24 protein-coding genes are annotated in these 24,191 nt (G+C 51.3%); 16 read left to right on the forward strand and 8 right to left on the reverse strand.

Features of this window, described 5'->3' with window-relative positions; translation table 11 throughout:
- Nucleotides 1–7: 7 nt before the first annotated feature.
- The gene (locus IEW11_RS05925; RefSeq protein ID WP_229724973.1) at nucleotides 8–811 is read right to left on the reverse strand and encodes a helix-turn-helix domain-containing protein; all 804 of its coding nucleotides are present in this window, start codon (nucleotides 809–811) and stop codon (nucleotides 8–10) included.
- Nucleotides 812–988: 177 nt separating this feature from the next.
- On the opposite strand from IEW11_RS05925, the gene IEW11_RS05930 reads away from it, so the two are divergent.
- On the forward strand, nucleotides 989–1,798 hold the full coding sequence (locus IEW11_RS05930; RefSeq protein ID WP_188529900.1) for a phytanoyl-CoA dioxygenase family protein: 810 nt from the start codon (nucleotides 989–991) through the stop codon (nucleotides 1,796–1,798).
- A gap of 359 nt (nucleotides 1,799–2,157) precedes the next feature.
- Here the strand turns inward: IEW11_RS05930 and IEW11_RS05935 are convergent, their stop codons facing one another.
- The 4 genes from IEW11_RS05935 to IEW11_RS05950 form a co-directional block, all read right to left on the reverse strand.
- Nucleotides 2,158–3,015, reverse strand: coding sequence for a DUF817 domain-containing protein (locus IEW11_RS05935; RefSeq protein ID WP_188529902.1), 858 nt, complete (start codon nucleotides 3,013–3,015; stop codon nucleotides 2,158–2,160).
- A 15-nt stretch (nucleotides 3,016–3,030) separates the two neighbouring features.
- Entirely contained in the window at nucleotides 3,031–3,261 is a 231-nt protein-coding gene (locus IEW11_RS05940) for a helix-turn-helix domain-containing protein (protein WP_188529904.1), read from the reverse strand.
- A gap of 10 nt (nucleotides 3,262–3,271) precedes the next feature.
- A complete protein-coding gene (locus IEW11_RS05945; protein WP_188529906.1) occupies nucleotides 3,272–3,748 on the reverse strand; it encodes a DUF2975 domain-containing protein in 477 nt (158 codons plus the stop codon).
- A gap of 418 nt (nucleotides 3,749–4,166) precedes the next feature.
- Nucleotides 4,167–5,486, reverse strand: coding sequence for a DUF2254 domain-containing protein (locus IEW11_RS05950; RefSeq protein ID WP_188529908.1), 1,320 nt, complete (start codon nucleotides 5,484–5,486; stop codon nucleotides 4,167–4,169).
- 331 nt (nucleotides 5,487–5,817) lie between these two features.
- Between IEW11_RS05950 and IEW11_RS05955 the strand changes: the two genes are divergently transcribed.
- The 6 genes from IEW11_RS05955 (at nucleotide 5,818) to IEW11_RS05980 (ending at nucleotide 12,164) form a co-directional block, all read left to right on the forward strand.
- A complete protein-coding gene (locus tag IEW11_RS05955; protein ID WP_188529910.1) occupies nucleotides 5,818–6,012 on the forward strand; it encodes a hypothetical protein in 195 nt (64 codons plus the stop codon).
- Nucleotides 6,013–6,210: 198 nt separating this feature from the next.
- A complete protein-coding gene (locus IEW11_RS05960; protein WP_188529912.1) occupies nucleotides 6,211–8,280 on the forward strand; it encodes a bifunctional aldolase/short-chain dehydrogenase in 2,070 nt (689 codons plus the stop codon).
- 17 nt (nucleotides 8,281–8,297) lie between these two features.
- Nucleotides 8,298–8,669, forward strand: coding sequence for a sensory rhodopsin transducer (locus IEW11_RS05965; protein ID WP_188529914.1), 372 nt, complete (start codon nucleotides 8,298–8,300; stop codon nucleotides 8,667–8,669).
- 25 nt (nucleotides 8,670–8,694) lie between these two features.
- A complete protein-coding gene (gene rhaI, locus IEW11_RS05970; protein ID WP_188529916.1) occupies nucleotides 8,695–9,915 on the forward strand; it encodes an L-rhamnose isomerase in 1,221 nt (406 codons plus the stop codon).
- A complete protein-coding gene (locus IEW11_RS05975) occupies nucleotides 9,912–11,384 on the forward strand; it encodes a rhamnulokinase (protein ID WP_188529918.1) in 1,473 nt (490 codons plus the stop codon). Before rhaI ends, IEW11_RS05975 begins: the two co-directional genes overlap by 4 nt.
- A gap of 21 nt (nucleotides 11,385–11,405) precedes the next feature.
- Nucleotides 11,406–12,164 (forward strand): DeoR/GlpR family DNA-binding transcription regulator, encoded by a 759-nt coding sequence (locus IEW11_RS05980; protein WP_188529920.1) that lies wholly within the window; start codon nucleotides 11,406–11,408, stop codon nucleotides 12,162–12,164.
- Here the strand turns inward: IEW11_RS05980 and IEW11_RS05985 are convergent.
- Both IEW11_RS05985 and IEW11_RS05990 read right to left on the reverse strand, forming a co-directional pair.
- Nucleotides 12,154–13,026 carry an AraC family transcriptional regulator gene (locus IEW11_RS05985; protein WP_188529922.1) on the reverse strand — a complete coding sequence of 291 codons (873 nt, stop codon included), beginning with the start codon at nucleotides 13,024–13,026 and terminating at the stop codon, nucleotides 12,154–12,156. The two genes, IEW11_RS05980 and IEW11_RS05985, sit on opposite strands and share 11 nt — an antisense overlap.
- Nucleotides 13,023–14,036, reverse strand: coding sequence for a LacI family DNA-binding transcriptional regulator (locus IEW11_RS05990; RefSeq protein WP_188529924.1), 1,014 nt, complete (start codon nucleotides 14,034–14,036; stop codon nucleotides 13,023–13,025). Before IEW11_RS05990 ends, IEW11_RS05985 begins: the two co-directional genes overlap by 4 nt.
- 166 nt (nucleotides 14,037–14,202) lie before the next feature.
- On the opposite strand from IEW11_RS05990, the gene IEW11_RS05995 reads away from it, so the two are divergent.
- The 9 genes from IEW11_RS05995 to IEW11_RS06035 all read left to right on the forward strand — a co-directional run bounded on the left by IEW11_RS05995 (nucleotide 14,203) and on the right by IEW11_RS06035 (nucleotide 23,785).
- Nucleotides 14,203–14,970: an SDR family oxidoreductase gene (locus tag IEW11_RS05995; RefSeq protein ID WP_188529926.1), complete on the forward strand. Its 768-nt coding sequence runs from the start codon at nucleotides 14,203–14,205 to the stop codon at nucleotides 14,968–14,970.
- Nucleotides 14,967–16,244 (forward strand): nickel pincer cofactor-dependent isomerase, group 22, encoded by a 1,278-nt coding sequence (locus IEW11_RS06000; protein WP_188529928.1) that lies wholly within the window; start codon nucleotides 14,967–14,969, stop codon nucleotides 16,242–16,244. The genes IEW11_RS05995 and IEW11_RS06000 overlap by 4 nt, the downstream gene beginning before the upstream one ends.
- A gap of 26 nt (nucleotides 16,245–16,270) precedes the next feature.
- Complete coding sequence (locus IEW11_RS06005) at nucleotides 16,271–17,788, forward strand: gluconokinase (RefSeq protein ID WP_188530231.1); 1,518 nt, start codon at nucleotides 16,271–16,273, stop codon at nucleotides 17,786–17,788.
- 75 nt (nucleotides 17,789–17,863) lie between these two features.
- The gene (larE, locus tag IEW11_RS06010; protein WP_188529930.1) at nucleotides 17,864–18,688 is read left to right on the forward strand and encodes an ATP-dependent sacrificial sulfur transferase LarE; all 825 of its coding nucleotides are present in this window, start codon (nucleotides 17,864–17,866) and stop codon (nucleotides 18,686–18,688) included.
- A gap of 144 nt (nucleotides 18,689–18,832) precedes the next feature.
- Nucleotides 18,833–20,296: a tagaturonate epimerase family protein gene (locus tag IEW11_RS06015; RefSeq protein WP_229724989.1), complete on the forward strand. Its 1,464-nt coding sequence runs from the start codon at nucleotides 18,833–18,835 to the stop codon at nucleotides 20,294–20,296.
- A 216-nt stretch (nucleotides 20,297–20,512) separates the two neighbouring features.
- Entirely contained in the window at nucleotides 20,513–20,947 is a 435-nt protein-coding gene (gene fucU / locus IEW11_RS06020) for an L-fucose mutarotase (protein ID WP_188529934.1), read from the forward strand.
- 13 nt (nucleotides 20,948–20,960) lie between these two features.
- A complete protein-coding gene (locus IEW11_RS06025; protein ID WP_188529936.1) occupies nucleotides 20,961–21,791 on the forward strand; it encodes an amidohydrolase family protein in 831 nt (276 codons plus the stop codon).
- 14 nt (nucleotides 21,792–21,805) lie between these two features.
- On the forward strand, nucleotides 21,806–22,753 hold the full coding sequence (locus IEW11_RS06030) for an aldo/keto reductase (protein WP_188529937.1): 948 nt from the start codon (nucleotides 21,806–21,808) through the stop codon (nucleotides 22,751–22,753).
- 15 nt (nucleotides 22,754–22,768) lie between these two features.
- Entirely contained in the window at nucleotides 22,769–23,785 is a 1,017-nt protein-coding gene (locus IEW11_RS06035; RefSeq protein ID WP_188529939.1) for a zinc-binding alcohol dehydrogenase family protein, read from the forward strand.
- 27 nt (nucleotides 23,786–23,812) lie between these two features.
- Here the strand turns inward: IEW11_RS06035 and IEW11_RS06040 are convergent, their stop codons facing one another.
- Entirely contained in the window at nucleotides 23,813–24,034 is a 222-nt protein-coding gene (locus IEW11_RS06040) for a DUF2905 domain-containing protein (RefSeq protein ID WP_188529941.1), read from the reverse strand.
- Between the last annotated feature and the right edge of the window lie 157 nt (nucleotides 24,035–24,191).

The following is a 24,191-nucleotide window of genomic DNA, read 5'->3' on the forward strand; positions in this document are numbered from 1 at the left end:
GGGGGCACTACTCCCGTATCTTTTTCTTGAATGTGCTCGGATTGACGCCAAACCGTTTGCGGAATTGATTGATGAAATGGTTATAGTTGTTGAAGCCCACATCCAGTGCGACTTCAGAAGCGCTGCGCTCCGTGTGCTGAAGCAGAAGGGCGGCTTGGCGAATCCGCATCTGGTTGAGCGCATCGACAATCGATTGTCCGGTATTTTCTTTGAACAGATGGGACAGCCGCGATGGAGAAAGGCCGATCGTTCTGGCCAACTGTTCAATACGAAGCGGGTCCTTCATATGCCGGGATAACAGATGCAGCGTTTCTCCGATCCGGTCATCGTAGGTTTGCCGTTTCTTCTGCGCCACGAGCATCAGGATCTCACGCAAAGCATTCATGCAAAGCTCGTGCCAATAATCGCCGCGTGCCCTTGAGTCCGAGAGAATTCTTCTGAATGCGTGGTAGATGCGCTTGCGCGTCGATTCAATGGTCACCGATTGCAGAAAAAGGTTTTCATCCGGCAGCAGGCTGGGCTCCATCAATTGCGGGGAGAAATGAGCCCAGACAAAATGCCAGGTCTGGCCTTTCCGGGTGCCGTACTGATGAGGAAGGCCGGACTTTAATAACGTTACATCTCCCGCCCGGCAGATAGTTTCCTGTCCCGGGGTGATGAAATAACCTTCGCCGCCGAGCGTATAGGTGATCAGCCAGTCACTCATGCCCTGCGGGCGCTTGGTGACATAGGTATCGTCCTCATTGAAATGCCCTGCGATGACAAAGCCGTAGGCCTGGCCGTCGAATTCCGTAGAGCTGTTCACCCTCACCTGCTTCCCCTCCTCAAGCTTATATTAAGCACAATCATCTACTTATGGCTCATAGATTAATTAACATTATAGCAGGATTGTGTGACTAATTAGCATCATTATTTATTCAATCCTACGTGTGAAAGCGATATGATGAAGACATCAAGTATGATTCTCTGTTTACAAGGAGGAGTTCAGATGTCCAGCACTTATCGCGCGCTAACAAAAGAGCAGATAGACACGTTTGAAAAAGAAGGTTATTTGATCGTCAAAGGATTGTTCAGCCAGGAGGATCTTGCAGAGATCGAAGCTACATTTGAGGAAATCAGCCATCAAGTGATTCCCGGCTATTTTGAGCCGGAGCTGGATACGGATTCGTCCGATCCGCTGGGGCGTTATCCACGTGTCATGCACCCCCACCGGTACAATGAAACCGCGATGAAATATATGCTGCATAAGCCGGTGTTGGATGTATTGGCCGATCTGTATGGAGAAGAAGCGCTGGCCGCGCAGAGCATGTTCTATTACAAGCCGCCGGGTTCACGAGGCCAAGCGCTGCATCAGGATAATTTCTATTTGAAGGTCGAGCCGGGGAACTGCATCGCGGCATGGACAGCCGTCGATGAGGCAGATGAGGAAAACGGCGGACTGCTTGTCGTGCCGAAAACAAATTCGTATGACATTGTCTGTCCTGATGTGGCCGATGCCAATGAATCGTTCACGACCCATTACGTAAAGCCGCCGAAAGAGGAAAAGGCCATTCCCGCTGTCATGGAAAGGGGCGACGTCTTGTTCTTCAACGGCAATCTGATTCACGGATCATACCGCAACAAGACGAAGGACCGCTTCCGCCGGGCATTTATATGCCATTATGCCAATGAATCCGCCACCCGCATCGGCGAGCATTACCGGCCTTTGTTCCGCGCTGACGGCACACCGGTCGATATGCAGCCCAATCCGGATGGAGGCCCTTGTGGAGTTGAATATGACATCGCCTATCCGCACTGATAAATGATAAGTATTTATGAAGAAGCTTTATTTACAACATCTTTCAAGGTTGCTATAAGAAGGAAAATCCTTAAAACCTCCCCCTTCCGTCCCCCTGCGTTCCCACACTCGGGGTGTGCCAACCCCAGCCGTTAGGCTGGGGCACAACCGAGCGTGGGTGAAAGCAAAACGCCCGTCAAGGCGCAGATCATGCCTTGACGGGCTCTCTTTAATGCCGCAAAAAAGCACGACAAATTCGAGGGAAATGGCTATGTGTGGTCGGGTCAAAAAAGAGTTTGATGCTTTCTGAGAAGCTCCTATGGGTTTCGACCCGCAGGAGCTGGGATGAAAGAATGTGGGATAAGCTTGGGAGAAAGCGCTTAATTGTCCACCGCTTCATCGGGCTTCTGATGCAAGCTGCTGCCATTTCGAGAGGAGCTGCGGCTATCCTTTTCAACCACAGGTCGCTGCTCCTTCACTTGCTTCAACGCGGCGACGATCAGAAAGCTGACGATAACGAGCAGAAGCCAGGAGCTGATCTTACTGACATCGACGAGCCGCCAGGTGTCGGATTGATTCGGATATTCCCACGCGCTAAAGAAGGTGGCAACGTTTTCCGCAATCCAAATAAAAAAGCCGACCAGGACGAACGAGAGGGCAAGCGGCATCCGATAGCGATGACGGCCGACCTGATAGGTAACCCATGTTCGCCAAAATACGATCAGCACCAAGGCCGACAGCCACCAGCGAATGTCGATCCAATAATGGTGGGTGAAGAAATTCAGGTAGATGGCAGCGGCAAGCGGAGTGACCAGCCAGAGTGGGGGCCAACGAATAAGGTCGACATTCAGGCGCCGCCAGGCCTGGCACAGGTAGCTGGCCACGCTGGCATACATAAATCCGCTATAGAGGGGGACTCCGCCGACCTTCGTCCAGCCTTCTTCCGGGTACGACCAGGACCCCATATGCACTTTGAACAGTTCCAGAGCCAAGCCGATCAGGTGGAAGACGGTGATTACCTTCAGCTCGTCGCGTGTTTCAAGTCCGGAACGTAGCATCCATAACTGCATGGCCAGGCAGATGATCAGCAGCCAGTCGTAACGGGTCAGCCAGGGAAGGGGGATGAGCTGTGTCAGAGCCAGCGAGGCAAAGATGACCACGGGAAATACACAGGAAAGCGCTTGCTGCCAGCCGAAGCGTACCAGCTGCTGCAGGGCATGCTTTAAGCGTCTTTGCATAGGCTTCTTCCCCTTTTATAAGTTTGAACCCTGGGTGTCTTCATCACTTTTGTATTCCAAAATATCTCCAGGCTGACATTCTAAAGCTTTACAAATCGCCTCTAAGGTGGATAATCGAATCGCTTTTGCCTTTCCATTTTTCAATATAGAAAGATTAGCCATCGTTATTCCAACCTTCTCCGAAAGCTCTGTAACGCTCATTTTCCTTTTAGCCAACATCACATCAATATTGATTATCATCGCCATTGTTTTCACCTCAGACCGTTAAATCATTTTCTGATTTAATATTAATCGCTTCTTGTAAAAGTCTTTGAAGAACAGCAGCGAATACTGCGATGACCATTGAAGCAAAGATAGGGACCATTCCGATTATTATGAGGCCTGGGGCATCGTCTTTCTCAGCTATGAGATAAACGAATGGCATTATGACCACATACAAGGTACTGATTGTGATTGCACAGTATTTGATATTCTTTAAAGCTTTAATAGAAATTTGTGAGAAAGCTTTGTTCTTGTCAATATAACTTAAAAGTCTAAAAGCCTGATACAATGCAATGTAAAACGGTATCGCTGATACATACATACCTATTAAAATGGGATATAGTATATGGGCATATTGTGAATTTGCTGGATTATTAGCTACCCAAGGCAACCCAAATATACACAAAGCAAGAACTGGCGTTCCAATAAGAAAAACAGCTATCTTTAAAAACAATGTTGTTCCTCGTTTCATAAAGAGCACCTCACTTATGTATTGTTGATGTGATCCTAACACAAAATTTATCGAAATACAATAAATTATAATCGTAAAAAAATACATTATTATTGTTATAAATATATCCTTTTGATTATAGACAAAAATAAAAAGCATTCCCATTACAAAGAAATGCTTTATTACTTTAAACTATTTTGACTTTATGAAAACAGGCGGCATTATTATCGATACTTCAAAAATAAAGTAAGGCACTCCATGCGAGTGCCTTTTTCGCCGTTAGAGGGAGTAAGGTGAACCGTATCACAAATAGTGGTAAAGCGAAGGTAGAGGTAGTAGTGGAATTGAATAATTTTATTACTAAGGGGTAGTCTGCTGATCGCAAGAGCATTAAAACATCGTCTTCTGGTTTGCAAGAGCCGCCTCATCTTTCGGATCCCTATGTATGTTGACTTGCGGTCGCCATCAATTGGCGCTTCTTTTCAACAATGCGTTCAAAATCCAAGGCTTGAAGAACGCTTTGGTCGAACGCCTTCTCCACATACTGGCTGAACGCCAGCACTTTTTGCCTTATATTATCCGCGTTTTCTTCAGCGACCAATATAATCGCATCGTAGACAGCCAATAAAATGGAAATGTCCTTTCGCCCATAATGGCATATCTGGTAAAACGTTGAATACAAAAGCTGCTCTACACTATGATGACGCCCGATTAATCTCACCCGGCCCTTTTTATTTCGATAGATGAGATAGCTGCCGTCCTCTTTGCAAACCTTTGCCAAAATCGTACCTAAGCGAAGAATACAGGCTACAGCCGTATTCGGATCGTTTATACCGGGAGAAATGGCGCGCAGCGTGATCTCCACGATTTTCTGCAGACCAAATTCAACATCCTGCAACGTTGTGCGCTCTCTCCCCACCTGGATGAAAGAATCAGTGTCCAAATTGACTTCATCATTATTGTGATAAATCGTTAACAGAGGCTTCGAAGGTGTAACGAAAGCGCCGATCGGTTGATTCATTTCAATCACTAAATCGTGCTGCTCCGCTGCGGCTACCATTTTCGAATAATCGATATATTGGATATAACCGATGCTTCGGCTTCTGGCATGCGTCATCAGCAGGCTGTTCACCTTCAGATCGGGCTTTTCAAAGGTAATATCGGCTGTACAATCGGCAGAAGCAGTTCTTTCGCTTTTGTTCATGGTTTGAATCGCATCTTCCGCGAGCTCTTCAATCAAATTGGACACTTGAATGGAGGTCGCCACATGATGAATAAAATAGGCGAAGAACGAAAGGCATATAAAAGCGACAACGACACCGACTGTCGCCGAAATTACATCTTGCGAATAACCCTCCCTCATGAATAGTAAAGAGAAGATGGAGTAAACAAATCCCCCCATGAAAATTCCAAGCACTTGCATCGTTATTCTGTTCGTTATGAAATTAGGCAGCGTCCGGGGGGAAAATTGGGAGGAGTAGGTCGTCAAAACCACCATTATCGTGGAGAACGTAATCGTGATCATGGTCAGCAGCGAGCCGGCGATGACGCCTAAAATCATTTGCCCCAACCCGATTTTTACCAATAGGAAAGAAGGCACAAGCTCCTTTGTATACTCAGCATAGTGCGTATCGGCCAAAATGACCCCAATCGCCAGCATAAAGGATAGCAGGCAGTAGACAGCAGGAGTAAGCCAGATGGTTTCTCTAATCCGTAAGGTCAACAGTTTTAAAATAACGCAGCCCTCGCTTTCCGGCAACTGACTAAATCGTCTCTTTTCGCAGGTGGTATTCGCTATTGTTTGATTACCCTTCCTCCACGCTCTTTGAACCAAAGCGGATAATGATGGCGGGTCCGCCGTTTCAAGATCACTCTTATAGTAAGCCGATCGAATATGCACGCTTTCTTACACGTAACCCTTTGCAGAATAAATAACCAGCTCCAGTTTCCTGGAATATGCTAATGCAAACCAGCATGGAACCCCCAAGCATACAATGGTATGATTAAAACATATATTGTATGAAGCAGATGCAATCACTCTTTTAGGCGCTTATAATTGCAACCGGATAACGGCTAAGGAGGCGATGGGCTTGAAGGTCAGGTTGAACGAAACGAATCTGGCAACGTTTTTTGTCGTGTATACCTGCTGCGAGGTCAAGCAGTTAGTCAAGGAAGAGCAGCTGCTCGAGCTGCATCGGATCAAATGTTTTATCTGCGACCGTCAAGCCATGTATAGGAGTGTCAACGGGGATTGGTACACCGCAGAAGGCGAGGCATTGTTTTGAGTGTTGGTCGCATAGTGCATAGGGCACGGTAACGAAGAACGGTATGGACGTATGCTGGTGGGCAGCTGTCTGACCGTTTTTTTTGTTGTTTGTTTTTGTTTGTTTCCGATAAAAATAAAGCTATTCAAAGATAAACAAAGATGATAAAATGAAAAAAACATAAAAAGCATATAAACAAAACAATTCGGAGGTACAATCATGGTACAAAGTTTGTGGGATACATCCAAAGCAGCTGAGCTGCAGGGCGGGCTTGATGAGCTTGTTTACCGGTCTAATCTTATTGGTACGGATCGCCGTGTATGCAACTGGGGCGGAGGCAATACATCGAGCAAAACAATTGTGAAGGATTTTCGCGGCCGCGATGTGGAAGTGATGTACGTAAAAGGCAGCGGCTCCGACCTGGCGACAATGAAAGCGGGCAACTTCACAGGATTGCGCATGGACGATATCAGGCCCTTGTTCGAACGCAGCGAGATGCCGGATGAAGAGATGGTCGCTTACTTGGCGAACTGTATGATCGATGCCAAGCATCCGCGCGCTTCGATCGAAACGCTGCTGCATGCGTTCCTGCCGTTCAAGCATGTGGATCATACGCATCCGGATGCGATTATCAGCTTGTGCTGTGCGGACAACGGGAAAGAAATCGCCCGTGACATTTTCGGGGAGCGTTTTGTCTGGGTGCCGTATGTCCGTCCAGGCTTCACACTCTCCAAAATGATTGCCGAAGGCGTCCTTGCCAACCCGAATGCGGAGCTCGTGCTGATGGAGAAGCACGGACTGGTAACATGGGGTGAGACCTCTGAAGCTTGTTATGCGAAGACGATTGCTATTATTAGTGAAGCTGAGAGCTTCATAGAGTCGCGCGTTAATGAAGATAAGCTGTTCGGCGGCGTAAAATATGAAGCATTGCCGGCAGAGACCCGCAGAACGATTGCAGCCGAGGTGATGCCGACCGTACGCGGCGCGGTTAGCGACGCGAAGAAAATGATCCTCACTTTTGACGATGAGGCAGACGTGCTGCAGTTCGTAGGCGGCAGGGATGCAGCGGAGCTTTCCCAGGTCGGTGCGGCATGCCCGGATCACTTGGTACATACGAAGGTCGTCCCGCTTTATATCGATTGGGAGCCGAATGAAGAGAATATCGAAGGGTTGAAAGCAAAGCTGAAGGAAGGCATTGCCGCATATAAAGAACAATATAAAGCTTACTTCGAACGCAACAAAAATGAAGGCGACGTCATGTTCGAAGCGGCGCCGCGCGTCATTCTGATCCCGGGCGTCGGCATGATCAATACCGGTAAAAGCTGGGCGATGTCCAGAGTAAGCGGCGCATTATACCATCGCGCGATTGCGGTCATGAGAGGCGCTTCGGCATTGGGGCGATTCGTCTCGCTGAGCGAGAATGAATCCTACAATGTGGAGTACTGGCCGCTTGAGCTGTACAAATTGTCGCTTGCCCCGGCTGAGGCTGAATTCTCCCGCAAGGTGGCGTTCATTACGGGCGGAGCCGGCGGAATCGGCAGCGAAACAGCACGCCGTCTTGTATCGGAGGGCGCGCATGTGGTGCTCGCGGATCTTAATCTGGAGGGCGCACAGAAGGTTGCTGCCGAAATTAACGAAAAGTACGGCGAGAGTCGTGCCATTGCGGTTAAAATGGATGTAACGAAGGAAGAGGATGTAGCAGCGGCATATGCGGAATCGGCGCTTGCCTACGGCGGCGTAGATACGATCGTCAACAATGCGGGCCTTGCCACTTCAAGCCCGTTCGATGAAACGTCATTGAAGGAATGGAATTTGAATATCAACGTGCTCGGCACCGGCTACTTCCTGGTCGCCCGCGAAGCCTTCAAGCTGATGAAGCAGCAGGGCATCGGCGGCAACATGGTATTTGTCGGCTCGAAGAACTCGATCTATGCCGGCAAGAACGCGACCGCATACAGCGCGGCCAAAGCATTGGAGGCCCATCTGGCGCGGTGTATTGCAGCCGAAGGCGGAGAATACGGCATTCGCGTGAACACGATTCTGCCGGATGCGATTCTGCAGGGCTCAGCAATCTGGAATTCAGGCTGGCGGAACGAGCGGGCGGCTGCTTACGGTATTGAGCCGGATCAGCTGGAAGAGTACTACCGCAAACGGACTACGCTGCTGGTGAACATTTATCCGAAGGATATTGCCGAAGGCATTGCATTCTTCGCTTCATCCAAATCGGAAAAAACGACGGGCTGCATGTTGACCGTCGACGGCGGCGTACCGGCGGCATTTACAAGATAAGAGAGGGTTGATAGCGGATGTATCAGGGAAAAGGGGAAAAGCATTGGTTCATTCCGGACGGCTACATTCCGGAAGTAAGCTCGGGCATGTTGACTAGTCATGAATCGGTCTGCGTATTGAACCGTTCCTCCGAGGAGGCGCTGCTGAAGTTTACGATTTTCTTTGAGGACCGCGAGCCGATGGAAGATATTCTCGTAACCGTACCGCCCAGACGAACCAGACATATCCGAACCAGCTCATTAATGAAGAACGGGGCGCCGATACCGATCGGTGTGCCCTACGCCATAGAAGTCATCAGCGATATCCCGATTGTTGTGCAGTACAGCCGTTTGGATGCCACCCAAGCGGAGAACGCATTGATGTCAACGATGGCTTTTCCCATTAAATAATGACAATCCGGAAAGGGTGTAGAGCATGACGGACCGCGCATATCAATTATTTGAAGAACAGCAGCAGGCAAGAGGCATCAATCTGGAGCAAGTGAAAAAGAGTTTGAAAGCGCTCAAAATCGAGACTCCCTCCTGGGGCTACGGAGATTCGGGAACAAGGTTCAAGGTATTCCAAAAGGTGGGCGTACCCCGCAATCCATTCGAGAAGTTCGAGGATGCCGCACAGGTGCACGCCCTGACAGGACTCTGTCCATCGGTAGCGATCCATATTCCGTGGGATAAGGTGGAGGACTACAGTAAATTCCGCAGCCATGCCGAAAGCTTGGGCTTATCGATCGGTGCAGTCAATCCGAACCTGTTCCAAGAAGAGGATTACATGCTGGGCAGTGTGACAAATGCAGATCCGGCGATCCGCCGCAAAGCGACCGACCATCTGCTCGAGTGCGTGGATATCGCCAAGGAAACAGGCTCCCGCGATCTCAGCCTCTGGTTTGCAGACGGCACCAACTATCCGGGACAGGGCGACATCCGCAAGCGCAAAGCATGGATGCATGAAGCGCTCGCGGAAATGTATAAAGCGATGACTCCGCACATGCGTATGCTGATCGAATATAAATGCTTCGAACCGGCCTTCTACCATACCGATCTGGCGGATTGGGGAATGGCGTATAATCAGGCATTAAAGCTGGGCCCTCAAGCCGAAGTGCTCGTGGATACCGGACATCATCTGCAGGGAGCGAACATCGAGCATATCGTCGCTTATCTGATTGACGAGAAGCGGCTTGGCGGCTTCCACTTCAACAGCCGCAAGTATGCGGACGACGATCTTATCGTCGGTTCTACGAACCCTTACGAACTTTTCTTGATTTTCTATCAGATTCTGAGCGCAGGCCAGGATGCCGATCCGGCGGTGCGCGAGAACGTGGATAACATCGCTTACATGATCGACCAATCGCACAACATCGAGCAGAAAATTCCGGCCATGCTCCGTTCGGTATTGAACGTGCAGACCCAATACGCCAAGGCGCTGCTGATCAACCACGCGGAAGTGGAAGAAGCGCAGCGGAACAATGATGTGCTTGCCGCTGAGGATGCGGTCCGCAGGGCGTTCGAATTCGACGTGACGCCGCTGCTGCACGCAATCCGCGAAGAGCAGGGGCTGCCGCTTGACCCGATGAAGGCTTATCTGAGCAGCGGTTATCCAAAGGAGATCCTGGCCCGAGGCAAGGGCGGTGCGAGCTGGTGAGCATCCTTGCATTCGATTTGGGAGCGAGCAGCGGTCGCGCGCTGCTCGGCCGCTTGTCGGACCGGAAGATCGAGGTCGAGGAGCTTCACCGGTTTCCCAATGATCCGGTCAAGGTAGGCAATCGCCTGCATTGGGATATCCTGCGGTTGTATCACGAAATCAAGCAGGGCCTGCTGCAGGCCAAGCACAAAGGCGTCAAGCTGCAGAGTATGGCAATCGATTCCTGGGCGGTGGACTACGGTCTGATCGGCAGAAACGGCGAGCTGCTTAGTAATCCTTATCATTACCGTGACCAGCATACGGACGGGATGATGGAGAAGGTATTCCGGACGATTCCGCGTGCGGACATTTTCGGCAGGACGGGCATCCAGTTTCTGCAGTTCAACACGATATTTCAATTGGCTGCTCATCGGCAGAGCAATCCGGCCATCTTCAGGGAAGCCGACCGCTTCCTGATGATTCCCGATCTGCTGCGTTATTTTCTTACCGGGGAAATGATGAACGAATTCTCCAATGCAACGACAACGCAGCTGTATAATCCGAGGACCGGCGGTTGGGATGCGGAACTGCTTGCCAGGCTTGAGCTTCCAAGCTCGCTGTTTGGCCGTGTAGTATATTCCGGGACATATGCGGGTGAGCTGCTTCCATCGGTGAGCGATGAACTCGGAATCGGAGCTGTTCCCGTCATAGCCGTCGCGGAGCATGATACGGGTTCAGCTGTTGCCGCTGTGCCGGCGTTGGATCGTTCTTTTGCCTATTTGAGCTGCGGCACGTGGTCGCTTATGGGCACGGAAGTCGATGAACCGGTGATGAGCGAGCTGGCGCTGCAGCTCAATTTCACCAATGAAGGCGGTGTGGGCCACAGCTACCGCCTGTTGAAAAACATTATGGGCCTGTGGATTCTTCAGGAAATGAAACGGGAGTGGGACAGAGCAGGAATTTCGTACTCCTTCCCCGAATTAGTAAAGTTGGCGCAGCAAGCGCCGGCATTCGGAGCGTTCATCGATCCGGATGATCCTTTGTTTCTGCATCCTGGGGATATGCGTCCGCGTATCCGCCAATACTGCATACAGACCGGGCAGCAGCCGCCTGAACAACCGGGTGAGATTGTTCGCTGCATATTGGAAAGCTTAGCTCTTAAATACCGTTATGTGCTGTTATTGACAGAACGTCTGTCGGGCAAGCAATTTAACGGATTGCATATGGTTGGCGGCGGCATTCAGAATGAACTGCTGTGCCAATGGACGGCGAATGCGATCGGCAAGCCCGTATGGGCAGGCCCGGCTGAGGGCAGCGCGATCGGCAATCTCGCCGTGCAGTGGATCTCGCAGGGCATGTTCTCGGACATCTGGGAAGCGCGCAAAGTGATTCGCGAATCGTTCCCGGTTACAATCTATGAGCCTGCGCAACTGCAGGCGTGGGAAGAGGCGTATGGACGTTTTCTGTCTATCGCCGGCCTTTCAGAATAATGAGTTGAAAAGAGGTAGGGTATGCTGGTTGCGGAGCGATACGAAAAAATTGTACAGCTGGTCAATGAGAATGGAAGCATTCGGGTATCTGAGCTGAGTGAGCTGTGCCAGGTGACGGAGGAGACGATCCGGCGGGATCTGGATCGATTGGAGCAGGCGGGCCGTCTGCGCCGGTCACATGGCGGGGCAGTCAGCATCAAGGACCAGCAGCCGGAAATACCCTACTTTGAACGGGAAATTACCCATGCGGAGGAGAAAAGGCGGATCGCTGAAGAAGCGATCAAGCTCATTCAGCCGAAGGACCGCATTTTGCTCGATGCAAGCTCCACCGCATGGTATATGGCTTCCAATCTGCCTGACATTCCGCTTACTGTGCTGACCAACTCGATTAAGGTCGCCATGGAGCTCAGCGGGAAGGAAAAGGTGGAGGTTATTTCCACCGGGGGGCAACTGGCATCACGCTCGCTGTCCTATGTTGGGCCGCTTGCGGAACGGTCGCTGGACGCTTATCATGTGGATAAAGTGTTCCTCTCCTGCAAGGGCGTTCACCTGGAGCGGGGAATCAGCGAATCCAACGAGCTGCAGGCCCGCGTGAAGCAGAAAATGATCGGCATGGCCGACGAAGTGATCCTGCTTGCCGATGCGAGCAAGTTCGGCGTGCAGGCGTTTACCCATGTTGCCGATCTGAATCAAGTCGGCACGATCATTACGGACCGCAGAGCTTCACAGGAGGTCATGAACGGGCTGGAGGAACGCGGGATTCCCGTGATCAGGGCATAATATGTGTTTTGGATTTGTAAGCTGCCGGCGTGATGCCGGCTATTTTTTTGAAGACGCGGTGAAAATGCGGCAGGCTTTCGAAGCCGCACATGGACGCAATATAACTCACGTTGTGATCGGTTTCGAGCAGCAGCTCCATGGCATGAATAATCCGCTTTGTTGTCATATATTCGGTGACATTCATTCCTGTCAGCTGCTTGAATACGCGGCTAAAGTGCGCCGGGCTCACGGAAGCTCTGCGGGCCAGCGCGGATAAGCCGATGTTACTGGCGATATGCGCATCGATATATACAAGAATTTCCCTCATCCATAGGGGCCCTGAAGTCGATGGACGGGTATCCGGCGGATCGTTAGGCTGCAATTCCCGGGACAGCTCGAGCAAAAAGCGCTGCAGGCCGAGTATGATCGCATTGCGGTATCCGTATTTTTTGGCTTGCATCTCCTCATGGATATCATCAAGCAGCAGCTGTGACCGCTGTTGAAACGAGACGGAGCATTCGAGCTTGTAGCTCTTTCGTTTGCTGCTTTTCGCGAAGGGATCCAGGTAGGAAAACGCATCGCCCAGCGAATTTTGCCCGATCAGTATCGGACTAAAGAAGACGGCGGTCGATGTTACGGGCGTATCGCGATCGGGAAATGCGCGGTGAATCGTATTGCCCGGAATTAGGAACAAATTCCCCTGTTCCATATCGTATAAGGTTTGATCGATGAAAAATACGCCTTTGCCGCTGTAGATATACACTAATTCATGCCAATCATGCAGATGATCCGGAAGCTCGCTTTGCGAGCTTTTTGTGTCCCGGTAGGCGAGATCGAACGGGAAGATGCTGCTGGAGTTGAATGTTTTCCGGATTGGATTCATGTTTCGCTCCCCATATCGCCCTCATCAGCCCGGCAGGTGGAGGCGCGCTCCGTTAACACCGGCTCCAACCGGATGTGATCATCGATGCCGGCATCCGGTTCCTTGGAGGCAAGCTGTACGAGCAGCTCGGCCGTCCTTCTGGCAATCTCCGCAACCTCCACGCCGACCGTCGTAATCGGCAGCTCCAACTCGGCCATTTGCGGAATATGATCATAACTTACGATCGAGAGCTGTTTTGGAATGTCCAGTTTTAGCTCGGCTGCTGCCCGGATAATCCCTCTGGTCAGGTCATAGCTGCCGCTGATGATCGCTGTCGGGCGCTTGCCGGAGGCTAGTAGCTTGATCGCCGCGACATAACCGTCATGTGATTCCATGCTTTGAATCGGGACGATGCCCGGCAGCAAGTCCAGGGATTTCATTTCTTCTTCATAAGCGGCGATTTTCTCCTTCTGCAGCAGATCGGAGTGGGCCATGTCGCCTAAATAGGCGATGCGACGATGGCCAAGCCCGGTCAAGTGTTTTACAGCCAGGCGAATGGCCTTGCCGCGCAGGACATCGATGGTCGGATAAGGCGTTAACCCTGATATCCCGTAATAAAGAATCGGAATATTGGTCTGATAAGGCATCTGCTCGATGAAGGATTGATCCCGGTCATAGAAGATGAGAATCGCATCGGGCTGGAACCGGTTGAACACGTCGATCGCCGATTCGATCTTGTTCATCGAGAGCAGCGTAGTGTAATTATATTTTTCAAGTTCTTCATTAATTAGTGTAATTAGTATGGAAGGGGTGACCCTCTCCACGCTCGGCCAGACGACACCGATGGCCCAGCTTTTTTTGGAGACGAGCCGTTGTGCCGCAGTATTGGGCCGGTAACCCATTTCCTCTGCGAGCAGCAGTATTTTCCGCTTGGTGCTCTCCTGTACGAGAGGGCTGTTCCGAAGCGCTTTGGAGACCGTCGAGAAGCTGACGCCTGCTTGCTGGGCGATATCTTTGATTGTAACTGTCATCATAAACCCCCGAGTAAAACTGTCATTGACAACTTTATTATATATCAAATAAAATCAAGATAACAACGTTGTTATTCATTTTAATGTGTAAAATAATAACGTTGCTACTACATTGATTATGATTCATGCAAATAGGATGCCATTTTGTTGAAGGGACGTGCAAGGAATGAGTATGTTTGATTTGTCAGGCACGACATCGGTCGTCATCGGAGGAAACGGCGTGTTAGGCGGCGCCATGGCGGAAGCGCTTGCAGCTGGAGGATCCCAAGTGGCCATTGTCGGCAGAAATATGGAGAAAGCCAATGAAGTGAAGAAGCGCATCGAGGAGAAGGGAGGCAGCGCCGCTTGCTTTGCCGCCGATGCGACAAAGGCGGAGGATTTGCAGGCTGTGCTTTCTCAGGTGCTGGCTTGGAGCGGCCGTGTGGATACGCTGTTGAACTGCTCCGGCACGAACAGCGCGACGCCGTTCTTTGATATCAGCATGGAAGAATGGGACCGGATCATGGACGTGAATCTGAAGAGCGTTGTGCTGGCCAGCCAAATCTTCGGCAAGTTTATGATCGAGCAGGGACAGGGCGGTTCCATCATTAATATTTCTTCCGTTTCATCCGACCCGCCGTTATCGAAGGTGTTTACGTATTCCGCATCCAAGGCAGGCGTAAACAGCATCACGAAGTTTCTGGCGCGGGAGTTCGCGCCGAACCGGATTCGCGTGAATGCAATTATCCCGGGATTTTTCCCGGCGGAGCAAAACCGCAAGATTCTGTCGGAGGAACGGGTGCAGTCGATTATGGGCCATACGCCGATGGGCAGATTCGGTGATCCGGAAGAGCTTCAGGGAACAGTCGTTTATCTGGCGTCGTCGAAAGCATCGTCTTTTGTCACGGGCGCGTTGATTCGTGTGGACGGCGGATTTGGAGCGATGACGATATGAGTGATTTGCTGCGCCAGTTATTGGCGGATATTCCGGTACCCCGGATGGTCAAGATCCGTCAGAAGTTTGATGGCACGAAGCTGAATGATCCGCTTGGAGAACTCAAGGAGAAACTGCATGTCAGCGGCCAGATCAGCAAGATCCGCAGCGGCCAACGCGTAGCCGTGGCGGTCGGAAGCAGAGGGATCTCAAGGATCGACGAATTGACCAAGACGGTCATCGATGAATTAAAAGCAGCCGGCGCGGAGCCCTTTATCGTTCCCTGCATGGGCAGCCATGGCGGAGCGACAGGAGAAGGGCAGGCCGAGGTGCTGGCCCATCTTGGCATCGACGAAGCTAGAATGGGCGCGCCGGTGCGGTCTTCCATGGATGTCATCCTGCTTGACCATCTGCCGAATGGGCTTCCTGTTTATGTGGACCGGATATCGGCAACGGAAGCCGATGCGATTATCGTCATCAACCGGATCAAACCGCATACTGCGTTTCGCGGACCGATCGAGAGCGGCCTGCTGAAGATGATATCGATCGGATTAGGGAAGCAAAAAGGCGCAGAGGCTTGCCATCAGCTCGGCTTTAAATATATGGCGGAGAATGTTCCGGCCATGGCCAAGGTGATGATCGACAAGCTGCCGATCGTATTCGGGGTCGGAGTGGTTGAGAATGCCTATGACCAAATCTATAAGATAGAAGTGCTCGGCGTAGAAGAAATGGAAGCGAAGGAGCAGGGGCTGCTGGCGGAAGCGAAGGAGAGGCTGCCTAAAATACTGTTCTCCCAGCTTGATGTGCTGGTCATCGATTACATCGGCAAAAACATCAGCGGGGACGGCTTTGATCCGAATGTCGTCGGTCGGTATCCTACGCCTTATGCCCATGGAGGACCCGAGGTATCCAAAATCGTCGTGCTTGATCTGACGAAAGAATCCAAGGGCAATGCCAATGGCGTTGGAACCGCGGATTTTACGACGCAACGGCTGGTGGACAAAGCGGATTGGCCTTCGACTTATGCGAACGGCTTGACCTCGACGGTATGTGCGCCAACCAAACAGGCGACCACCCTGCCAAGCGACAGGGAAGCGATTAAGGCGGCTGTAAAAACATGCAACATTTTGGATTACACAACCTGCCGTTTGATCCGCTTCCGCGACACCCTTCACCTGGGAGAAATTGAAATCTCGGAAACGCTATTGGAGGAAGCCAGACGCCATCCCCAAATCGAAATATTATCGGAGCCCTATGACTGGACCTTTGATGAGGAAGGATATTTGGACAAGTGAGTACAGTGAAACCGCAAAAGAACCGGATTATTGCCGTTGACATCGGAACGACCAGCACGAAGACGCTGCTGCTTGACCGGGAAGGACAGGTAGTCTCATCCCATACGGTGGGTTATCCACTGCATACGCCATCGCCGGAAATTGCCGAGCAGGAGCCGGACGAGATTGTCCAGGCGGTGCTGCAAGGCATCCGGCAGGTTATGGCTTCCCCGGACGTATCCAAGGAAGATATCGTGTGCGTCTCGTTCAGTGCCGCTATGCACAGCTTAATCGCCGTTGACGAGAACAATGCGCTCCTCACGCGTATGATTACTTGGGCGGATTCGCGAAGCCAGAAGGCTGCAGAGCAACTGCTTCAGGGGGAAGAAGGATTGGAAGTCTACCATGCTACAGGTACGCCGATCCATCCGATGTCTCCTTTGGTGAAGCTGGCGTGGATGAAAGAGCAGGGAATCAAGGCTTATCAGTCCGCCCATAAATTTATTGGCATCAAAGAGTATATATTCTATAAGCTGTTCGGAACGTATGTCATCGATTACTCTTTGGCAAGCGCTACGGGACTTTTCAATCTGGAATCCTTGCAGTGGGACGACAAGGCGCTCGCCATAGCGGGAATTAGCGAGCAGCAGCTGTCGACGACGGTTCCAACCACACACTGTATGACTGGCATTCATGATGGGTATGCGGATTTCATGGGTCTGTCACCGGACACCCCTGTTGTCGTGGGGGCATCCGATGGCGTGTTAGCCAATCTGGGTGCAGGCGTGCTTGATGCCCGTCATATGGCGGTGAGCATCGGAACAAGCGGCGCGATCCGTACGGTCGTTCCCCGGCCTGCGCTCGATTCGAAGGGGCGGCTGTTCTGTTATGCTCTTACGGAGGATCATTGGGTAATCGGCGGAGCTTCCAATAATGGTGCGATCGTACTGCAGTGGGTGATTGAACAGCTGTACGCCATGGAGTCGGAGACTTGCAAAAGCAATGGCCAGGATCCCTATGAAGTTCTGCTGAAGGAAGCGGAGAAGATTGATCCTGGCGCGGACGGACTGCTGTTTCTGCCGCTGCTTACCGGTGAACGTGCGCCATTCTGGAATGCGGATGCACGCGGCGTATTCTTCGGACTGTCCCTTTCCCATACCAAAGCTCATATGCTGCGCGCCGCACTGGAAGGCGTCATGTTCCAACTGGCGGTGATTAAAGAGCTGTTGCAGCAAATGAGCGGTCCCGGCGAAGAGATTATCGCTTCGGGAGGCTTCGCGAGATCCGCTCTGTGGTGCCAGATGATGGCGGACATCTTCGGCATGACGGTTCTCATACCGAAGGTTGTGGACAGCTCAGGCCTTGGTGCGGCCAGACTTGGATTATATGCGCTTGGCGAAGTTGACACGCTCACCTCGTTCGGTGATGAACGTGAAGGCGTCCGTTATGTGCCGAATCCGGTTACCCATGAACGTTACCGGCAACTGCTTCCTTTATACCAGCAGGTTTATGAGCAGCTCAAAGGCCAATTTACAGAGATCGTGCGTTTTCAGCCTCGGGGGTAGAATGAGTAGTTAAAAACAGGTGGTTTCCATAACTCGGATGGGTCCATGAAAATATCGGCCGAAGGTGTGATCTAGATGACAATGAGCAAGATGGAACAGTTAAGAGGGATTCTGCTGGAGCTGGATGACGTTGTTGTCGCCTTCTCCGGCGGCGTTGACAGCACGTTTTTGTTGAAGGTCGCTCTCGATACGCTCGGCAAGGAGAAGGTGCTCGCCGTTACGGCTGATTCGGAAACGTATCCTTCAACTGAGCTGGAAGAAGCAAAACGGCTGGCACAGGAGCTTGGAGTGACGCATCGAGTGGTTGAAACGAGCGAGCTGAACATTCCGGGATATTCGGAGAATACGCCAAACCGCTGTTATTTCTGCAAAAAGAATTTATTCGAAGTGCTGCTTCCCATCGTGCAGCAGCGGGGCGGCGGCGGGATCATTTACGGCCTAATTGCCGATGACATGAATGAGCACCGACCCGGCGTGCAGGCCGCCAAGGAGCTGGGTGTAAGAGGGCCGCTGCAGGAAGCGGGCTGGACGAAAGCCGAGATCCGCGATGCTTCCCGCGAGCTTGGCCTGTCCACTTGGGAGAAGCCGTCCTTTGCCTGCTTGTCCTCCAGAGTCGCGTATGGAGAGCAGATTACAGGAGACAAGCTGAATCGGATCGAGCTGGCTGAAGCTTATCTGCGCTCCCTGGGCTTCAAGCAGGTACGCGTCCGCGTGCACGGGGTAATTGCCAGAATCGAAGTGTATCCCGAAGAAATCGGCGCGCTGCTGGAACGAAATCAGGAGATTGGCAGCAGGCTGGTCTCCTATGGATTTCAATATGTGACGGCGGATTTGCTGGGCTATCAAAGCGGCAGCATGAACAGAGGGTTGAACAAAGAAGCTGAACGCTTGGTGAAGTAGTAGTCTATCACCAAGCAGCTTCTTTTTATCAAAAATAACAACGTTGTTATTAAATTTTAATACTGATATGTCAATGGTCATTCAATTAATTACTAATGAGAGGTGTGGATAATGATGAGTTCGATCGCAGCGATTGCACAGACGATGGCTACCGAAGGCAAGGCAGTTCCTCAGGGACAGGAAGTAAAGGTATACGAGAAATCCTATTCCGAGAATGGAAATACAAAGCTGGTCATGGTGCGGGAAGGCATCGAGAAGAAGCTGCTGGCCAGCGGCAGCGGAGAACTGTACGAAACGCTTCAAGGAACGGAGCAGGACGGCTACAAATTATGCCCATTGACGCATGAGAACCGTCTGGTGCTGAATCGGTATTTTGATTACACCGTACCGAAAGCGTTCGGCAAGAAAATATCCACCTTCGGACTTGGCGACCGTCTTGGACTGGCCAGCCCGGGCCATATCCAGACGATCCGCGGCAGAGATGTGAAGCCGGTCCTGGCGCAGCAAAGCATCCGGGAGCTGGCACTGACAGGACGCGACTACCGCCAAGTCATCGACGCGGCTTGCTTCGCTGTATTTCAAGAGGGCTACAAAGACGGCTTCGGGGCAGACGGCGATCATCTGAAGCTGGAGCAGGATATCCAGATGTCCTTGGAGCTGGGCTTCACGATGTTGACGCTGGACTGCTCGGAGCATATCGACAACAGCATTGAAGGGCTTAGCGAAGCGGAGTTAAAGGCAAAGTACGGCCTGCTGCCGGAAGAAAAAAGAAGCCATTATGAATCGAAATATGTGAACAAATCCTTTGCAATCGGGACAGAGACGGTTTTCTTCAACGAACTCAGCCTGATGAAGAACGTGTTGATCTATGACGCAGCCGTAGGGTATATGCTGCATATTTACGATACGTTTATTAAAAACGCCGGCAGAGAAATCGATTTTGAAATTTCAATCGACGAGACGATGACGCCGACAGCGCCGGAATCCCATTATTTCGTTGCCAAAGAGCTGTATGACCGCCAGGTGGACATTTTCAGCATGGCACCCCGTTTCTGCGGCGAATTCCAAAAAGGGATCGACTATATCGGCGATATCGCCCAGTTCGAAAAAGAGCTTAAGCTGCACGCGGCGATCGCCGATCATTTCGGTTACAAGCTGAGCATCCACTCCGGCAGTGATAAATTCAGCGTATTTCCACTCGTGGGCAAGTACACCAGCGGACGCTTCCACGTGAAGACAGCGGGAACCAACTGGCTGGAGGCGGTACGTACCGTTGCGAAAGTTAACCCGGGGCTGTACCGTGCGATGCATCAGTATGCGCTGGAGCACTTCGAAGAAGCGACGGTCTACTATCATGTCACAACTGACATTTCCAAGATCAAGCCGTTGTCGGAAGTATCCGATGCAGACCTGCCTGATTATATGAATGAAGATAACGCCCGCCAGTTGATTCACATCACGTACGGTATTTTGCTGCAAGCCAGAAACGCCGAAGGCGGCTCTTTATTTAAGGAAGAATTCTTCCGCACCTTAATCGAGCAGGAGGAGCAGTATGACCAGTCCTTATCCTCCCATATCGGACGCCATTTGGATCTGCTCGGGAAATAATAACTAATAATAGGCTATATAGAATTAAGGGGAGTCCGCAGCAGCGGGCTCTCCTGCTTTTTTAAGTTGACCCATGTATACGCTAAGATCGAGAGGTAGTACATCCATCCAAATATCAAAATAAGGTATAAATCTGCAAGAATAAAGCATTTCATTATCAGTGATTGCCGTTAAAATGAGGTTGTGAGGTTGTGAAATTAGAAGGGAGCGATAACGATGTTAAAAGGAATCCCAAAGATCATTTCACCGGAGCTATTAAAAATTTTGATGGAAATGGGGCATGGTGACGAGATTGTGTTATCAGACGCCAATTTCCCGGCGGCAAGCATGGCACAGCGGATAGTACGCTGTGACGGACATCCCATCCCCGAGCTTCTTGATGCCATTATGCAGTTGTTCCCACTGGATCAATATGTGGCGAAGCCTGCGGCATTGATGGGAGTGGTTCCCGGAGACAAGGTGGAGACGCCAATCTGGAAGGAATATCAACACATCATTTCGCGCCATGGCGGACCCGAAGAGGTATTCGAGATGGTCGAGCGATTCGAGTTCTATGACAGATCAAAGCAAGCTTACGCAATCGTGGCAACAGGCGAGAGCGCTCTATATGCGAATATTATATTGAAGAAAGGCGTTATTACGAACGGTTAGGAGGGAGCCTGCATTGCGTATTGACGGACACCAGCACTATTGGAAGATCGACCGTGGCGATTATGGCTGGCTATCTCCCGAACAGCCGGTCCTCTATCGCAACTATTTGCCGGCAGATCTGCTGCCGCATCTGAAGAAGCATCAAATTGATAAGACGATCGTAGTTCAAGCTGCGCCAACATTGGAAGAAACGGAATACCTCCTATCGCTTAGCACAGCCGATGATACGATTGCCGGCGTTGTCGGTTGGCTCGATCTGAACGATCCGGCTTATCGGATACACTACGAGCGGTTCAGCCGGCATCCGAAGTTTCTGGGCTTTCGCATCATGATTCAGGAAATGGCGGACGAGCAGGACATCCTGCGGCCGCATTTTGTGGAGGCTGTCCATTATTTTGCCGCATTGGATGTACCGGTTGATCTGCTGGTTGTTTCCCGCCAATTGGATGCGCTCGTTAAGCTGCTGGATTTGGTGCCGAACCTGAGGGGAGTCATCGATCATATCGCAAAGCCAAGAATTGCGGACGGCATCATGGACCCATGGAAGAGCCAGATGCAAGCTTTGGCAGCGCATTCCAAATTGCATTGCAAGCTTTCCGGCATGGTAACGGAAGCCGATCATCAGCATTGGAAGAAGGAACAATTTACGGAATATATACAGCATATTATCAGGCACTTTGGCACGGACCGCATCCTGTTCGGCAGCGATTGGCCGGTCAGCAATATGGCGGCCAGCTACGATCAAGTGATGGAGGTGCTCTTTGAAGCGCTGCCTGCGTCCATGACGGATGAGGAACGCGGACGTTTATTTGGAGGCAATGCGAAGGCATTTTATAAATTATAAAAGGAAGTGCTTTGATGAAATATAGAAAGCTTGGAAAGACGGGCTTAGATGTTTCCGTGCTTAGCTATGGCGCCTCCGCACTCGGTTCCGTATTCCGGGATATCAGTAAGGAGGAAGGCATCCGGGCGGTACATACGGCGGTTGATGCAGGGATCAATCTCATCGATGTTTCCCCGTTTTACGGCTTGACCAAGGCTGAAACCGTGCTCGGCGAGGCGATCCGGGAACTTCCGCGTGACAAGTTACTGCTCTCCTCAAAGGCCGGCCGTTACGGATCCGATGATTTTGATTTCTCGGAGCAGCGCATCTTAAGCAGTGTGGATGAAAGCCTGCAGCGGCTTGGAACCGATTACTTGGATATTCTGCTGCTGCATGATATTGAATTTGTGCCGTTCGAGCAGGTGCTGCACGGCGCGTATCCGGCACTCGACAAATTAAAGCAGCAGGGGAAAATCCGGTTTTTCGGCGTTTCCGGCTTGCCGCTGGGCTTATTCGAAAAGGCGCTCGCCCATAAAGAGCTTGATGTGGTGCTGTCCTACTGCCACTACTCATTAAACGATCATTCATTGCTTCATCTTCTTCCGCTGCTGGAGCAGCGCGGGGTCGGGCTGATTAATGCTTCGCCGCTCTCTATGGGGCTGCTAAACCTAAGGAAGCCTGCGGAGTGGCACCCGGCCTCGGAAGAGATCAAGCGGATCTGCCATCATGCCGCCGAGTATTGCGCGGAGCGTGGAACAGACATTGCCAAGCTGGCTATCCAGTATTCGACCGCAAATGAAAGAATACCGACAACCTTGGTCAGCTCGGCCAACCCGGATAACATCCGCCGGAACATCGAGTGGACAGAAGGGCCGATCGACGAGCAGCTGCTGAAGGAAGTACTGGGCATACTCGCGCCGATTCATAATCAAACCTGGATAAGCGGCAGGCCGGAGTATAATCTTGCTTCGGAGCAGTCCTAGAAAGGAGAGTGCTTGATGAAAACGATTATATGTAAAGAGCCTGACCGCTTGGTCATGGAGGAAGTCCAAGCGCCGTCTATCAATCCAGGCGAAGCCTTGGTGCGGATCAAGCGAATTGGAATATGCGGAACGGATATGCATGCCTATAAAGGAAATCAGCCTTTTTTCTCCTACCCGCGCGTGCTGGGACATGAGCTGGCGGGGATCATCGAAGAGGTTCACGACAATGTCCAAAGCTTGCGCAAAGGGGATCAGGTGAGTGTGATTCCTTATATGGAGTGCGGGCATTGCATCGCATGCCGCAATGGCAAAACGAACTGCTGTACCGACATGAAGGTGCTCGGCGTGCATATCGATGGCGGGATGAGCGAGTTGATCGCAGTGCCTGCCGACCATCTGATCAGAACAGACGGGCTTACGCTGGACCAATCGGCCGTACTCGAGCCGCTCAGCATCGGGGCGCACGCGGTAAGAAGATCGGAGCTCCGTGCAGGAGAAACCGCCCTTGTCATAGGAGCGGGCCCGATCGGACTCGGTGTGATGGCCTTTGCCAAGCATCGGGGCGCAAGGGTTATCGTGATGGATATTAACGATGAGCGTCTGCAGTTCTGTAGGGGATGGGCGAAGGTCGACGATTCGGTTAATGCGCTGCAGCAGTCGAAGGAACGGCTGTCTGAATTAACCAATGGAGAATATCCGACCGTTGTTTTCGATGCGACAGGCAACGCAAGATCGATGACTGATGCGTTCGGCTATGTGGCGCACGGAGGCAAGCTTGTGTACGTCGGATTAGTGAAAGCGGATATTTCCTTCAATGATCCGGAATTTCACAAGCGGGAGATGACACTGATAGGCAGCCGCAACGCGACGAAGGAGGACTTCGACAATGTGATCGGGGCGGTAAGGTCAGGCAGCATAGATGTGGACAGCTTTATTACGCATCGCGCAGGCTTCTCCGAGATGATCGGGCATTTCGAATCGTGGCTTAAGCCGGAATCGAAAGTCATCAAGGCGATGGTGGAGCTTAATTAAGCGCCTGCGGGATAACAAATACGAGTCCTATTTCGTGAAAAAGCGGACTAAATAAAGAATCAGCGAGCCCACTATACTAATGATAATGCAAGTGACAACCGGAAAATAAAATTTGACGTTTTCTTTTTCAACGACGATATCGCCGGGCAGCCGCCCCAGGTTAAAAAAACGGCCGCCAATCATCCAGATCACACCGACAACGATTAGGACGATGCCAGCAACGATCAGCAGTTTGGGGAAGGAACTCATAAGCGCAATTACTCCTTTCCTGTTTTCCTTTATTATATAATATAACAAGTTCTTCTCAAGCTTATGAAAAAACAGATACAGCCAAGAGCGGATTACTGGCCGCAAATGCGGCACAGCTTTCACTCTTGGCTGTATTTTCGTTCGATGGCAGATGCAT

Origin of the sequence: Paenibacillus abyssi, from assembly GCF_014640295.1 — a bacterium.
Taxonomy (GTDB): domain Bacteria; phylum Bacillota; class Bacilli; order Paenibacillales; family Paenibacillaceae; genus Paenibacillus_D; species Paenibacillus_D abyssi.